Here is a 13942-nt window from a genome sequence, read left to right as displayed (position 1 = left end):
AAAGACAGTACAGTAAAACCTCTGTGGTAAAGAAAAAGCTATATAGATATACTCAAAAATAAACAAGTCGTTGCATAACAACAGCATAAAAAAAAAGCGGACTCTTTCGAGTCCGCTTCATTTTCTCTAAGTAACTATTTGTACGTAATGTACAAAGGCAGTTAACTACTAACGGGTAAGTTTACGATACTTAATACGATGAGGCTGATCAGCCTCTTTACCGAGACGTTTCTTACGGTCAGCTTCGTATTCAGAATAGTTACCGTCAAAGAAGACAACCTGAGAGTCGCCTTCAAAAGCAAGGATGTGGGTTGCAAGACGATCGAGGAACCAACGATCATGCGAAATAACCAATACGGAGCCAGCGAAGTTCTCAAGAGCTTCTTCAAGCGCACGCATGGTGTTTACGTCAAGATCGTTAGTAGGTTCATCAAGCAGGATTACGTTTGCACCAGATTTAAGAATCTGTGCAAGGTGTACACGGTTTCGTTCACCACCAGAAAGAACATCAACATTCTTCTGCTGGTCAGAACCAGTGATGCCAAAACGGGAGCAGTATGCTCTCGCATTAACTTCCTGTGTTCCAAGCTTTACAGTTTCGTAGCCACCAGAAATGACTTCATATACTGTTTTACCAGCTTCAAGAGAGCCACGACCCTGATCTACATGAGCAAACTGAACAGTTTCGCCGATTACAACTTCACCTGCATCTGGTTTTTCTTCACCAAGAAGCATTTTGAAGGTGGTTGATTTACCAGCACCGTTAGGACCAATAATACCAACAATAGCACCAGCTGGAATAATGCAATTCATTCCATCTACAAGCAACTTGTCACCGAGAGACTTCGTAACGTCTTTCATCTCGATAACCTGTTTGCCAAGACGTGGTCCCGGTGGAATGTAGATCTCAAGATCTTTACCATGAGCTTCAGACTCATGAGAAACAAGAGATTCATAAGCACTGATACGAGCTTTTGATTTGGAATGACGTCCCTTTGGAGACATGCGAATCCATTCAAGTTCTCGCTGCAGGGTTTTACGACGCTCAGATTCTTTCTTCTCTTCCTGACCAAGGCGGTTCTGCTTCTGATCGAGCCAGCTTGAGTAATTACCCTTCCAAGGGATACCGCGACCACGGTCAAGTTCCAGAATCCAACCTGCAACATTATCGAGGAAGTAACGGTCATGAGTTACCGCGATAACAGTGCCCGGGAAATTCTGCAGGAAGCGTTCAAGCCATGCAACAGATTCTGCATCAAGGTGGTTAGTCGGTTCGTCAAGAAGCAGAATGTCTGGGCTCTGTAACAAGAGACGACACAATGCTACACGACGTTTTTCACCACCGGAGATTACATTCACTGGAGTATCAGCAGGTGGGCAACGCAAAGCGTCCATTGCCATCTGCAGGCGGGAATCGATATCCCAAGCGCCCTTCGCGTCCATCTGCTCCTGAACCTGAGCCTGTCTCTCAATGAGAGCATCCATTTCGTCAGGTTCCATCGGTTCTGCAAACTTAGCGTTGATGTCGTTGAACTCGTTAATAATAGTCATAACGTCGCCAACACCTTCTTCTACTACTTCACGTACAGTACGTGTTTCGTCTACAAGAGGTTCCTGCTCAAGGTAGCCTACAGTATAACCAGGAGAAACGTGAGTTTCACCTTCAAATGTAGTGTCTACACCAGCAAGAACTTTAAGAAGAGAAGATTTACCGGAGCCGTTAAGACCCAGCACACCAATTTTTGCACCATAAAAATATGAAAGAGAAATGTTCTTAAGAACCTCTTTCTGGCCGTGACGCTTTGTCACGCGAACCATTGAATAAATAATCTTATCCGGCTCGTTCTGACTCATATTACCACCTTGAATCTATTAGTAAACTGTAGGCTCGCTACTCGTTTTCATTGCCATTATGCTCCATACTCTCTCCTCGTTCTGAAACAAGCAGAATAAGGTTCATATAATATGGATACATATTTTTTTCTCTTCTTGCGCATTTGCAGCGAATTGTCCAGAAAAGGAAATCACATCTTTCCAATAACGTAACCTTCTTTAGCATACTCAAAATTAGTTTTTATACACAATCTAACACATTGTAATACTAATTGGTTCTATGCTAACTAAAACACGAATTGACCAATATATTTCCACTGTCCGGAGACTACATGAAAAACTACCCTGTAATGTACAGCAACACATACACTACCCCGAGCGATACAAAAGGCTTTCTTTCCAGCCGCCTGCCTTCTCTTTTCTTTTACCCTTCAATGGCCAAAATAGCGTTCTGCGCCAATAGAGAAGCAAAATTAGGGAAATCGTCTGATCAGGCGTGGGTTAAAGCCAGTCTATATATTATCAAAGCACTAGAAAAAGTCGGAGTATCTCTTTCTTTTGAGAACCTCTCAGCCTTTACTGAACTTAACACTCCTTGTGTCTTCATTGGCAACCACATGAGCACACTCGAAACTTTCGCACTTCCGGCGATTATTCAGCCGCATAAGCCTGTCACTTTTGTTGTAAAAAGTTCCCTCCTGAAATACCCGTTCTTCGGAGACCTTATGGCTTCTAGAAACCCTATTGCGGTTGATAGAACGAATCCTCGTGAAGATTTAAAAAAAAGTACTTACCGAAGGGTGTGAAAAGCTTGCACAAGGAAAATCGGTTATTGTCTTCCCTCAATCCACGCGAAGCACAGAGTTCGACCACGCTAAATTCAATTCAATTGGTGTAAAACTCGCTAAAAAAGCTGGAGTGCCAATTGTACCATTGGCGTTAAAGACTGATAGCTGGGGACACAGCAAGCTGGGTAAAGAATTTGGACCAATTGATATTTCAAAAAAAGTTCACTTTGCATTCGGCACGCCAGTTATGGCTGAAGGTAACGGCAAAGAAGCACACGCATCCGTGTGTAACTTTATTGAAAGTTCTTTGGAAAAATGGAAGAAATAAGACATTGAGTGCTAAAACAATTTTTCTGATTTCCTAAAAACGAGAATTAAAGCCTGCTTCAGTTACGCATACTTTTTTATATGCACTTGGAGCAGGCATTATTTTTTTGCATAACCACAATTCACTTTTCCCAAATAGATAAAGATTCTTATGTTTCTGGGAACTAGCGAAGAATATTACATTTTTTACATTTTATTAATAACCAACTGGCACGTGTATTTTTGTATGGTAATACAGAATTTTTTTCTCATGCATTGACGCAAAAAAAATTGTACGATAAGCGTTATTGCGTGCTCAAACAGTTTATAAGGTAGGGTTTCGAGTTGCCGCGACCCCCTACTGGATTAACCCTAAAACTACTGGGTCAAGCTATGACAATGACAAAAAAAGAGGCTCTGCTACTGGCTGCAAAAGAGCTCTTTGGTGAGTATGGTTACGCCGAGACTACGTTTAAAAAGATTTCTGAACGTGCCGGAGTGGCTCTTGGACTACTTACACACCACTATGGAAACAAAGAAAAATTGTTTCTTGCAGCTGGACTGGATGTTCTGGATGACTTCATTATCAAGCTGAGAGAAGCATGTGCGCAAGGTGATACCGGTTACGATTCTGTTATGAATTTTTGTCGTACCTATCTCGATTACTCCGTAATGCCGGAATCGCACTTCCTTGTTCTCGTACGCTGCTCTCCTTACTCAGACATGAAAACTCAGACAGATCGCGACATTATGTACGAGAAATTTAATCAAGTACCACGCGAACTGGAGTATCATGTACGAAGAGGCATTGAAGATGGCTCCATCAGAGACTTACCTGCTCACGAAACCACTTCAGTCCTCACCTGTAACTTGGTTGGTGCAATTCGAACCAGACTTTTGACACCATATGCGCCAGCCAACCTCTACGATGAAGTTCTCAAATTTATTTCACGCAGTATTCAGGGCGACTAGCAATTTTTGCTAATCCATAAAAAAAAGGAAGAGATTTTTCTCTTCCTTTTTTTATGCGCTTTAGCTTAGATCCAACGTTGTGCTGTTGTTGTATCTAAGAAAATTTTTTCTACATCTACTATGCAGCGGTTATCACTAACGGAATAATGTGACGCGCGTTAGATTCTTCTTGAGTTCTGCCAATCTCAAAAGTCACTTCATTTTTTCCAGCAATAGATGCGATCTTGTCCACTAACCCCTTAACATTAATAATAGGGTGGCGCATAAATACCTGAGGAAGACCATAGGTCAAATTACAGGCAAGACACGCACCTTTGCGCTGATTTAAATTAAAAGCGAATTCAAGCATTGAGTCTGTTGCTTTCACAAAGGCAAGCTCAATATCGTAAGCACCACTTTCTGCTTCTCCGTATAACGCATCGAAGAATTCATCAGTTTTAGATGCCGGAAACAATTCTTCCAGCTTTTCTTTAGAAAATACGGTATCCAACTGCATAACTAACTCCCAACCTTTTCTGTGAATTGTGCCAACTTGTTTTTCAACAGCAAATTTATTGCATAACAATGCTCAAAATTGCTCGTTTACGCACCGTATAGATTTTAGACCAACTCAGCAAGCACCAGAAAGCTCTTTAAGCCGCGCTATTACTTCTTCTCCAAGCTTCAGCTCTTTGCTATTGATCAAACCTATAGAAAAGTCTTGCAGCAGCTCACGAGCTGAAACACATCTACATGTCGGGATAATTCCACCAAGGTACGCGATATAACCAATCACTGCTTCTGCAGAAATTCCGGCCTCTCGCATCTTTCGTAATTCAAAATGTCCGTGTCGTTTTGCTAAACGCTCCCCACCATGATCTACCACAAGTGGCAAATGAATATACTCTGGAGGCGTGCACCCGAATAGTTCATACAGGTAAACCTGACGCGGTGTGCAGTGCAAAATATCTTCCCCGCGCACCACCTGCGTAACCCCCTGCCTGATGTCATCAACGACAACGGCAAGCTGGTAAGCAAAAACACCGTCGGATCGCCTAAGGGGAAAGTCTCCGCCGCATTCGCGCCAACTCATGCAGCAATTGCCATGCAAAACATCTGTGAAGTGTATCTCATCTTTTTCGCAATGCAATCGCATGGAGCTTTTACGACCTGTGGCCTCCCGCTCTCTTCGATCATCATCCGAAAGATGCAGGCAAAGCTCAGGATAGGCACTCCCATAGTCACCTTTATGCGGAGCAGACGCTAACGACCGCAATTCTTTGCGTGTACAGAAACATGGGTAGACAAGACCATCCTTCTGAAGCGCATCAATCACGTGCTCATATAATGATGTCGATTCGCTTTGCGTATATGGTGCGTTCTCTCCGCCAATATCTGCCCCTTCATCCCAATCCAAGCCAAGCCAATGCAGATCCTCAATTAAGCCATTCACAAATTCAGGCTTTGATCGATCTGGATCAATATCTTCTATACGAAGGATAAGTTTGCCGTTCTCTTTTCGGGCAGCAAGCCAGCACACAAGAAAAGACCAAGCATTACCAAGATGCATGTATCCTGTTGGTGATGGAGCAAAGCGCCCCTTAACAGCACTGTGCGCCGCCAAGCCAGCTGGGCATATTTCTTCAGCGATTTTCGCAAGATTACTTGTAGAACTCATGCACAGTTGAAATCATGCTGTGCATGATAAGTCAACCATCATTGCCAACGTAAATTTCTTCATCATCTCTTTTTAATTGAAATACAAGACTTCTGGAGTAGACATTCTTAATCCTTCCTCGGGGTTAGAAGCACTCCGAGTGCACATGATTTCTTTACAAAGAGCACACTACTACCTGACTGTTTTTATTGATAATTAAACATATATGGCAATATACAACATATACATCCCCTTCAGAATGTTCTTCCGAGAAGAAAGCTATGGTATAGTCACCACAAAAAAGGAGTAGCTATGCCAGAAAAACATCGTAAACAAAAAAACACGACAACTACCCCTGAGTCAGATCGCATTTATTCAGGTGCAACACAGTCTGATTACTTTGTCATGGAAAACAGAGAAATCACCCCGGCAGAACTAAAGCAATTTGAAGTTTTACTTTGCGGCACCGGTTCAAAAAAATAACAGCAACCTCCTTCCTAAAACACTTCATTACCACCCTGAAAATAAAGTTTTTAATTTAAAATTAAAAACTGTTGCTCTAGAAATTAGTTCGGGGTATAGTTAACTCAAGATAAGCATTAAAGCTGAAGTTTATTAGTTCACCTTGAAACCTAACTGATAGAATTCGAAGTTTTAGGGAGGTGTCCACCTGGAAGCTCCACCATGCCTCTTACAGGCGAAGAGAAGCAAAGAAATTCGCCAGCATCTGATTTAGGAAACTAATCAATTTTCAACGTAACTCAAATATGAAGCACCAAGACATCCGTCTTGGTGCTTTTTTTTACATCCAATCTCTTTTACATCCAATCTCATCTTTAACCAAAACCCCATCCGTTTTTCCAATCTTTTCTAGCAGATTTTTCTATACCTAGTTTTAAATCTTGCTACCCACCAAACTAGTTACTCAACCAGTCGTGCCACTTATTTGTATTTTATAACACGAACAATCACGATTGAATAAACAGTCATTACACATACTGCGTACTATCAACTTTTTCTATGAATTATAGGATAAATTATCGGCATTTTATTGACACATTTTGCAAGCAGGATGTACGACTTTTGTTGTTCTTCAACGTTATAGATTCGTTTGATACTTATGGTTTACAAACGCCCAAATGCAAGGAGGCAGGGATGAGTCTCAATAGGCGTGATTTTGTTAAACTGTGCACAGGGACTGTGGCTGGACTTGGGGTTTCCCAAATGTTCAACCCAGCTGTATGTGAAGCGATTTCCGGTTCACTAAACGGCGAACGCCCTCCAGTTTTATGGTTACAGGGCGCAGGTTGTACGGGCTGTTCCGTATCTCTGCTGAACTCTGTTAACCCACACATTAAAGATGTTCTGCTCAAAGTTATCAGCCTCGAATACCATCCGACAGTGATGGCATGGGAAGGCGAGCCTGCAATCGAACACATGTACAAGATTGCAGACAAGTATGACGGTAAATTCTTCCTTGTTGTCGAAGGAAGTATTCCTACCGAAGCAGATGGTAAGTACTGTGTTATCGGCGAAGCCAATCACAGAGAAATTACCATGGTCGATGCAATGAAAGAACTCGGCCCTAAGGCAGCAGCTGTGCTTGCAGTAGGTACTTGTTCTGCATACGGCGGCATTCCTGCAGCAGCGGGTAGCCAGACCGGTGCTAAAGGCGTGCGCGAATTCTTCGAAACTGAAGAAATTGCAACTCCTGTTGTGAACATTCCTGGTTGTCCTCCGCATCCTGACTGGATCGTTGGAACAGTAACGGTTGCTCTTGACGCTATCAAAAAGCATGGTCTTGCTGATGGTCTTGGTGAAGTAGTTAAAATCCTCGATGATGACGGACGTCCAGTTCCATTCTTCGGCGAAAACATTCACGATAACTGTCCATACCTTGATGATTTTGATGAAGACATTATGGCAACTAAGTTTACTGACGTAAAAGGTTGTCGCATGGAACTCGGCTGTAAAGGTCCAGATACCAACTCTGACTGTTACAAACGTAAGTGGAACAACGGTATCAACTGGTGTGTACAGAACGCTGTATGTATCGGTTGCGTTGAACCAGACTTCCCTGACGGAAAGTCTCCGTTCTACGAGCCTGCTTAACGGCTTGTGCGCCCTTATACATTCCTAAGGAGGAATTAACATGTCTGGTTGCAAAAGAAATGGAGCAGCAGCCAGCGGTAAAACAGCTCACATCGCAATCGATCCGGTAACCCGAATCGAAGGCCATTTGAAAGCTGATGTTACCGTTGAAAACGGCAAAGTTGTGGACGCAAAGCTTTCCGGCGGTATGTACCGCGGATTCGAACAGATCCTTCGTGGTCGCGACCCTCGCGATTCTTCTCAGATCGTTCAGCGCATCTGTGGTGTATGTCCTACAGCACACGCAACTGCTTCTATTATGGCTCAGGACGCAGCATTTGGCGTAAAAGTCACCAACAATGCTCGCGTTACCCGTAACCTCGTACTCGGTGCTAACTACCTGCAGTCTCATATTCTGCATTTCTACCACTTAGCAGCACAGGACTTTGTTCAAGGTCCTGATAGCGCACCGTTTGTACCTCGTTACCAGAAATCCGACCTGCTCGAAGACCGCAACAAAGATCTCAAAGCTGTTAACGCAGCTGCTGTTGATCAGTACATCGAAGCACTCGACGTACGTGCAGTCTGTCACGAAATGGTTGCTATCTGGGGCGGTAAAATGCCTCACGTTCAAGGTCTCGTAGCTGGTGGCGCAACTGAAATGCCTACCAAAGATCGCATTCTTGAGTACGCTGTACGTTTCAAGAAAGTTCGTGACTTTGTTAACAACAAATACCTTCCAACGGTTTACACTGTTGGTTCTGTATACCCTGATATGTTCAAAGTTGGACAGGGACATAAAGCATGTATCGCATACGGTGTATTCCCGCTTGATAATGCTTACTCCAAGTTCATGATGAAATCCGGCGTATACTATGATGGTAAAGATCATAAGTTTGATGCTTCCAAAATTCATGAAGATGTAAAATACTCATGGTTTGAAGACTCCACTACTGGTCTGCACTACTCTGAAGGCGAAACTGTTCCTGCTCCTCATAAAGATGGCGCATACAGTTTTATTAAAGCTCCTCGTTACGACGGTGTTGCTTGTGAAGTTGGTCCTCTCGCACGTATGTGGGTTGAGAACCCTCCACTTTCACCTGTTGGTCAGAAAATGCTGAAAGAAAAATTCGGCATGGACGCAAAACGCTTCCGTGACCTCGGTGAAGATGCAGCATTCTCCCTTATGGGTCGTCACGTAGCGCGTGCTGAAGAAACTTGGTACATGCTTGATTTCATTGACTCTTGGCTCAAAGAAGTTAAGCCTGACGAAGAAACCTTCACAGCCTTCGAAATCCCTGAAACTGGAGAAGGTACTGGCTTTACAGAAGCACCTCGCGGCGCTCTGCTCCATTACCTCAATGTTAAAGACAGCAAAATCGACAACTACCAGATTGTTTCTGCAACTCTCTGGAACTGTAACCCTCGCGATGACAAGGGTGTACGTGGTCCTGTTGAAGAAGCTCTCATCGGCATTCCTGTGCCGGACATTGACAATCCAGTAAACGTGGCGCGTCTCATTCGTGCCTTTGATCCATGACTGGGCTGTGCCGTTCACGTGATGAACGCAGAGACCGGTAAAGTTTCCGTAGTTGAGTTCGAATAAGACTCGCTCCTGAAATTGCCTAATAAAAGAGGAACCTTCTGGTTCCTCTTTTTTTCTCCCCCTTTGTTGTCTCAGCCAGCGGACAGCTAAGACAAAAGCCTTGCTCATGTATCACTGTTTATTTTATTGATAGAGTAATTCATTCTTACAGTTTTCACATTGCTGCTTAAAGGACTGATCATGAAAAAACTTTTAGTTTTAGGTATTGGCAACACACTTTTAACAGACGACGGCGTTGGCGTTCATGCTGCTGAAATTCTTTGGCAAGAAGAATGGCCGGAAAACGTTACTGTTATGGAAGCGGGAACCTTTACTCAAGATATTTACGCTTTTTTTGAAGGCTACGACAGACTGCTTGTTCTTGATGTTATCCATGCAGAGCATGATCCCGGTACCATTTACGAACTAACTGAAGACGATATTCGTTCTAACGAAAAACAACGTGTTTCAATCCACGATATTGATATGCTTGATTCATTGCGCATGTGCGAAATGCGCTGCGGCTCTCGTCCTAAAATGGAAATTATCGGCATGCAGCCCTACGACATCACAACTTGGAACATTGGTCTCTCCGATGCTTGCAAGCCTAAATTTGACAACTTCGTAGCTCATGCCCGAAAACGCATTAACGAGATTATTGTTGAAATGAACTAGTACCTAATTTTACTGCCAGTAAGAAAAAGCCCCTGTACAGGGGCTTTTTTTGTGCCCTACACAATTCTCTGCACCTTTCGAAAAATCTTATACTAATCACCTAATGATATTCTTTTTTTCTATTATGAAAAAAAAATCAATTATGCTATGGTGATGCTTATTATATCAGTTGGCTTCTTTATTGTTTTGATATGTTACGGATGAAGTCAACACTGTTTATACGTCTGGTGTAGCACCACGGTGCAAACCGTTTCCTTCCTATAAGGAGGTTGTATGAAAATTTCTGTAGGTCTCGGCAAAGAAGATGTCGTCGAACGACTAGAAAAAAAAGGGGTCTCCCGCCGTCAGTTCATCAAGTACTGTACTGCTGCTGCGGTATCCCTTGGAATGGCCCCAGCGTTCGGTGTCCAAATTGCCGAAGCTCTCACCTCTAAACTCCGTCCTTCCGTTGTGTATTTGCATTGCGCAGAATGCACAGGCTGCACCGAAGCCCTGCTTCGTGCGCATGAACCGTACATTCAAGAAATTCTCTTTGACACAATTTCACTGGATTATGATGAAACGATTATGGCCGCTGCGGGCGAAGCTGCTGAAAAAGCACTCGACCAAGCTGTAGCCAATCCTAATGGATTCATCCTCGCCGTTGAAGGCGGTATCCCAACTAAAGACGGCGGCGTGTACGGTAAAGTAGCCGGACATACCATGCTGGACATTGTAACGAAAATTGCTCCTAAAGCTAAAGCTCTTATCAACCACGGCACATGTGCTTGCTACGGTGGTATTCAGGCTGCTGCTCCTAACCCAACAGGCGCAAAAGGCGTTAACGAAGTTCTTAAAGATCAAAAGATCGTGGGAATCAATGTTCCGGGTTGTCCTCCTAACCCGTACAACTTTGTACACACCATTTTATACTATCTCACAGAACACAAAGCACCAGAACTGGATGATCTGCAAAGACCTGTCCCATTCTTCGGGGCAACCGTTCACGATCAGTGCCCACGTTTACCGCATTTTGATGCTGGAGAGTTTGCTCCTTCCTTCAATTCCGAGGAAGCTCGCAAGGGTTGGTGCCTGTACGAATTAGGATGTAAGGGACCAGACACTTATAACAACTGTCCTACTATCAAATTCAATCAGGTCAACTGGCCAGTTGAGGCTGGACACCCTTGCATTGGCTGCTCTGAACCTGACTTCTGGGACGAAATGACCCCGTTCTATGAAAACTAGCAGCTTGAACCGATAGTCTTCCCAAGGAGCAAGATACATGAAAAGCAATTCCTCTGGATTCCCTATTACCCCACAGGGCAACAAGAGCGGCAGAGTTGTTGTTGACCCTGTCTCGCGTATCGAAGGTCACCTTCGTATCGAGGTAGAACTAAAAGATGGTAAAATTGCCAACGCATGGAGTTCTTCTACTCTATTCCGTGGGCTTGAAATAATCCTTAAAGGTCGTAAACCGGAAGATGCACAGCACTTTACCCAGCGCTCATGCGGCGTCTGTACCTACGTACATGGCCTTGCTTCCACCCGCGCAGCTGAAGATGCCTGCAAAGTAACTATTCCGGAAAACGCTACCCTTATCCGTAACCTAGTTATGGGTTGCCAGTACATGCACGATCATCTTGTGCATTTCTATCACCTCTGCGGATTGGATTGGATTGACGTAGCTGGTGCACTTCAAGCAGATCCTAAAAAAGCTGCTGCCCTCGCTAACTCGATCTCACCACGCAAAACTAAAGCTGAAGACCTCAAGGCTGTTCAAGCCACACTTAAGAAGTTTATAGATAGCGGCCAGCTTGGCCCATTCACAAACGCATACTTCTTAAATGGTCACGAAGGGTACTACTTGAGCCCAGAGCTCAACCTTATCGGCACAGCACATTACTTAGAAGCGCTTAAAATACAGCTTCTTCCTGCCCGTGCTATGGCTATCTTCGGTGGTAAGAACCCGCATCCACAGTTCATGCAGGTTGGCGGCGTTACTTGTTACAAATCTTTGGAAAAAGAAAAAATCAAACAGTTCCGCGATCTGCTCATGCAGACAAAAAACTTTATTGATCAAGTATACATCCCCGACCTCATCGCTATTGCAGGACAGTATAAAGACTGGACACAATACGGTGGTTGCCAAAACTTCCTCACCTTCGGCGAATTCCCGACAAAAGGTCAGGAACTGGATACACGCTACTTCCCTGCCGGCATTGTTATGGGTCGTAAGTTCGGTGAAGTTAAAGACTTCGACCCGGGTAAAATTGCTGAGCACGTACGTTACAGTTGGTACAAAGGCGATAAAGCATTACATCCTTACCAAGGTGAAACCGATCCTAAATACACCGATATGTTCGGTGAAGATCGTTACTCCTGGATGAAAGCTCCTCGCTACGAAGATAAAGCAATGGAAACAGGCCCTCTCGCACAGGTACTCGTTGCCTACGCTAAAGGTCATCCAAAAGTGAAGCCACTTGTGGACCACGTTATTAATACACTTGGTATTAAAGTTGAGAACCTCTACTCAACACTCGGCCGTATCGCAGCTCGCGGTATTGAAACAGCAGTTGTTGCCGAGCATTGCGTAGATATGTTGGATCAGCTTGAAGGTAACCTCGCAGCAGGCAAAAACCAGATCATCGAAGATATCGAAATGGTTGATAAAGCTGAAGGCGTTGGTTTTGTTAACGCTCCTCGTGGCGGCCTTTCACACTGGCTCAAAGTTGGCGATAAAAAAATCGACAACTTCCAACTTGTTGTACCTTCCACATGGAACCTCGGCCCTCGCTGTGCAAACGATCTGCTGTCACCAGTAGAAGAAGCACTCGTTGGCACTCCTGTGGCAGATGCTTCACGTCCTGTTGAAATACTCAGAACTGTACACTCCTTCGATCCATGTATTGCCTGTGGCGTGCACGTTATCGATGGCGATACAAACCAAGTTCATAAGTTCAAGATTAGATAAGTAAGGCTATTGCCTTCGGCGAGTCTCCGACAGCCAGAGAACCTTTCTGTAGAAAGGTTCTCTGGACTCTCCAAAGACTTTTTTTTATGGCTAGTGGTGCTATCGGGTAGCTAGACATCCACCAAAGGATGACTACCTGAGACAAAGAAGTACCCTAACCAAAGGTCTAAGGGCAGTGCCTTCTTATGGATTGTAGGGTCGACACTCGCCCGCCGGAAGTAAAGGAAAAATACCCATGACTAATCCTCCTGAAATTCTAGTTCTAGGCGTAGGAAACACGCTGTACACCGATGAAGGTCTTGGAGTTCGCGCTGTAGAACAGTTATCTTCTTCCTATAATTTTTCAGAGAACGTTGCTGTATTTGATGGTGGCACCCTTGGCATGAAGCTGATGGATCACATTGTTAAGTACGACAAACTTATTGTTGTTGATGCTGTGCTGTGTGGAGACGAGGCCGGTTCGATATATCGTCTGGTAGGTGAAGACCTGCGCAAGAGTCTTGGGTTTAATAACTCAATGCATCAAACCGACTTAGTGGACACACTCATTTTTTGTGAATTAATAGGAAATCGTCCTGATACTGTTGTAATCGGGATGGAACCCAGTGACTATGCAACAATGAATCTAAATCTCTCATCAGAAGTAGCTTGCAAACTCGATTCAATGTGTGACATTGTGCTTCAGGAAATTACCGAATCCGGCGGCAAATTTTTCGTAAAGTAGCCAGTCGGAATCTATTCAAAGTATATTTTGATGAATTATCAGCGTTACGCTGTTCCTAGGAGTGCTTATGTGTCTTGCAATTCCTGCTGAAGTTGTAGAAATTCAGTCTGATACCATGGCAAAATGTCGTGTAGGTCAAAGTGAAACGTACATTGAGACCTCAACCATGCTTTTAGAAAGCCCCGCAGAAATAGGCGACTTCGTGATTGTTCACGCAGGATTCGCTCTTCGAAAGCTGGACTTTGATGAAGCTCAGGAGACATTGCGTTTGCTCAGACAAATGGCAGGAATTAATGAAAACACACCTGGCGCTTTTTAGTTTATCAATACATAGCGATCCAAGGGTCTCCTGTAGAATAACTGCAGGGGACTTTTTTCT

The 13942-nt window shown here is 43.9% G+C and carries 14 protein-coding genes and 1 pseudogene; 12 read left to right on the top strand and 3 right to left on the bottom strand.

What is annotated here, in order from left to right; translation table 11 throughout:
- Positions 1-168 precede the first annotated feature (168 nt).
- Complete coding sequence (gene ettA, locus MKHDV_RS00735) at positions 169-1854, bottom strand: energy-dependent translational throttle protein EttA (protein ID WP_160711245.1); 1686 nt, start codon at positions 1852-1854, stop codon at positions 169-171.
- A 311-nt stretch (positions 1855-2165) separates the two neighbouring features.
- Between ettA and MKHDV_RS18805 the strand changes: the two genes are divergently transcribed.
- From MKHDV_RS18805 to MKHDV_RS00725, 4 genes and pseudogenes are all read left to right on the top strand, one after another.
- Positions 2166-2639 carry a 1-acyl-sn-glycerol-3-phosphate acyltransferase gene (locus MKHDV_RS18805; protein WP_254060376.1) on the top strand — a complete coding sequence of 158 codons (474 nt, stop codon included), beginning with the start codon at positions 2166-2168 and terminating at the stop codon, positions 2637-2639.
- A gap of 25 nt (positions 2640-2664) precedes the next feature.
- Positions 2665-2715 (top strand): annotated as a pseudogene (locus tag MKHDV_RS18800) (hypothetical protein); the annotation flags it as partial.
- A gap of 36 nt (positions 2716-2751) precedes the next feature.
- On the top strand, positions 2752-2949 hold the full coding sequence (locus MKHDV_RS18795) for a hypothetical protein (RefSeq protein WP_254060375.1): 198 nt from the start codon (positions 2752-2754) through the stop codon (positions 2947-2949).
- A gap of 371 nt (positions 2950-3320) precedes the next feature.
- Positions 3321-3899, top strand: coding sequence for a TetR/AcrR family transcriptional regulator (locus MKHDV_RS00725; RefSeq protein ID WP_160711243.1), 579 nt, complete (start codon positions 3321-3323; stop codon positions 3897-3899).
- A 118-nt stretch (positions 3900-4017) separates the two neighbouring features.
- Here the strand turns inward: MKHDV_RS00725 and MKHDV_RS00720 are convergent, their stop codons facing one another.
- Positions 4018-4395: a pancreas/duodenum homeobox protein 1 gene (locus MKHDV_RS00720; RefSeq protein ID WP_160711241.1), complete on the bottom strand. Its 378-nt coding sequence runs from the start codon at positions 4393-4395 to the stop codon at positions 4018-4020.
- A 114-nt stretch (positions 4396-4509) separates the two neighbouring features.
- Positions 4510-5556 (bottom strand): tRNA glutamyl-Q(34) synthetase GluQRS, encoded by a 1047-nt coding sequence (gluQRS, locus tag MKHDV_RS00715; RefSeq protein WP_160711239.1) that lies wholly within the window; start codon positions 5554-5556, stop codon positions 4510-4512.
- Positions 5557-5847: 291 nt separating this feature from the next.
- Between gluQRS and MKHDV_RS00710 the strand changes: the two genes are divergently transcribed.
- From MKHDV_RS00710 to MKHDV_RS00675, 8 genes are all read left to right on the top strand, one after another.
- On the top strand, positions 5848-6018 hold the full coding sequence (locus MKHDV_RS00710; protein WP_160711237.1) for a hypothetical protein: 171 nt from the start codon (positions 5848-5850) through the stop codon (positions 6016-6018).
- Between the two features lie 672 nt (positions 6019-6690).
- On the top strand, positions 6691-7647 hold the full coding sequence (gene hysB, locus MKHDV_RS00705; RefSeq protein ID WP_160711235.1) for a NiFeSe hydrogenase small subunit: 957 nt from the start codon (positions 6691-6693) through the stop codon (positions 7645-7647).
- Positions 7648-7687: 40 nt separating this feature from the next.
- Positions 7688-9166, top strand: a complete 1479-nt coding sequence (hysA, locus tag MKHDV_RS00700; protein ID WP_162859816.1) for a NiFeSe hydrogenase large subunit HysA — start codon at positions 7688-7690, stop codon at positions 9164-9166.
- Positions 9167-9412: 246 nt separating this feature from the next.
- Entirely contained in the window at positions 9413-9886 is a 474-nt protein-coding gene (hysD, locus tag MKHDV_RS00695; RefSeq protein ID WP_160711231.1) for a NiFeSe hydrogenase maturation protease, read from the top strand.
- 273 nt (positions 9887-10159) lie between these two features.
- Positions 10160-11113, top strand: coding sequence for a hydrogenase small subunit (locus tag MKHDV_RS00690; protein ID WP_160711229.1), 954 nt, complete (start codon positions 10160-10162; stop codon positions 11111-11113).
- 37 nt (positions 11114-11150) lie between these two features.
- The gene (locus tag MKHDV_RS00685) at positions 11151-12839 is read left to right on the top strand and encodes a nickel-dependent hydrogenase large subunit (RefSeq protein WP_160711227.1); all 1689 of its coding nucleotides are present in this window, start codon (positions 11151-11153) and stop codon (positions 12837-12839) included.
- 235 nt (positions 12840-13074) lie between these two features.
- A complete protein-coding gene (locus MKHDV_RS00680) occupies positions 13075-13563 on the top strand; it encodes a HyaD/HybD family hydrogenase maturation endopeptidase (protein ID WP_160711225.1) in 489 nt (162 codons plus the stop codon).
- Between the two features lie 67 nt (positions 13564-13630).
- Complete coding sequence (locus tag MKHDV_RS00675) at positions 13631-13882, top strand: HypC/HybG/HupF family hydrogenase formation chaperone (RefSeq protein WP_160711223.1); 252 nt, start codon at positions 13631-13633, stop codon at positions 13880-13882.
- Positions 13883-13942 lie beyond the last annotated feature (60 nt).

The sequence above is a fragment of the Halodesulfovibrio sp. MK-HDV genome (genome assembly GCF_009914765.1).
Lineage (GTDB): Bacteria > Desulfobacterota > Desulfovibrionia > Desulfovibrionales > Desulfovibrionaceae > Halodesulfovibrio.
The sequence above is the reverse complement of the archived record's forward strand: the minus strand, read 5'-3'. Positions and strand labels throughout refer to the sequence as shown.

Bases quoted from the DNA above. Each gene is read 5' to 3' on its own strand.
- ettA (WP_160711245.1), bottom strand. From the start codon at position 1,854: ATGAGTCAGAACGAGCCGGATAAGATTATTTATTCAATGGTTCGCGTG.
- MKHDV_RS18805 (WP_254060376.1), top strand. From the start codon at position 2,166: ATGAAAAACTACCCTGTAATGTACAGCAACACATACACTACCCCGAGC.
- MKHDV_RS00725 (WP_160711243.1), top strand. From the start codon at position 3,321: ATGACAATGACAAAAAAAGAGGCTCTGCTACTGGCTGCAAAAGAGCTC.
- MKHDV_RS00720 (WP_160711241.1), bottom strand. From the start codon at position 4,395: ATGCAGTTGGATACCGTATTTTCTAAAGAAAAGCTGGAAGAATTGTTT.
- gluQRS (WP_160711239.1), bottom strand. From the start codon at position 5,556: ATGAGTTCTACAAGTAATCTTGCGAAAATCGCTGAAGAAATATGCCCA.
- MKHDV_RS00710 (WP_160711237.1), top strand. From the start codon at position 5,848: ATGCCAGAAAAACATCGTAAACAAAAAAACACGACAACTACCCCTGAG.
- hysB (WP_160711235.1), top strand. From the start codon at position 6,691: ATGAGTCTCAATAGGCGTGATTTTGTTAAACTGTGCACAGGGACTGTG.
- hysA (WP_162859816.1), top strand. From the start codon at position 7,688: ATGTCTGGTTGCAAAAGAAATGGAGCAGCAGCCAGCGGTAAAACAGCT.
- hysD (WP_160711231.1), top strand. From the start codon at position 9,413: ATGAAAAAACTTTTAGTTTTAGGTATTGGCAACACACTTTTAACAGAC.
- MKHDV_RS00690 (WP_160711229.1), top strand. From the start codon at position 10,160: ATGAAAATTTCTGTAGGTCTCGGCAAAGAAGATGTCGTCGAACGACTA.
- MKHDV_RS00685 (WP_160711227.1), top strand. From the start codon at position 11,151: ATGAAAAGCAATTCCTCTGGATTCCCTATTACCCCACAGGGCAACAAG.
- MKHDV_RS00680 (WP_160711225.1), top strand. From the start codon at position 13,075: ATGACTAATCCTCCTGAAATTCTAGTTCTAGGCGTAGGAAACACGCTG.
- MKHDV_RS00675 (WP_160711223.1), top strand. From the start codon at position 13,631: ATGTGTCTTGCAATTCCTGCTGAAGTTGTAGAAATTCAGTCTGATACC.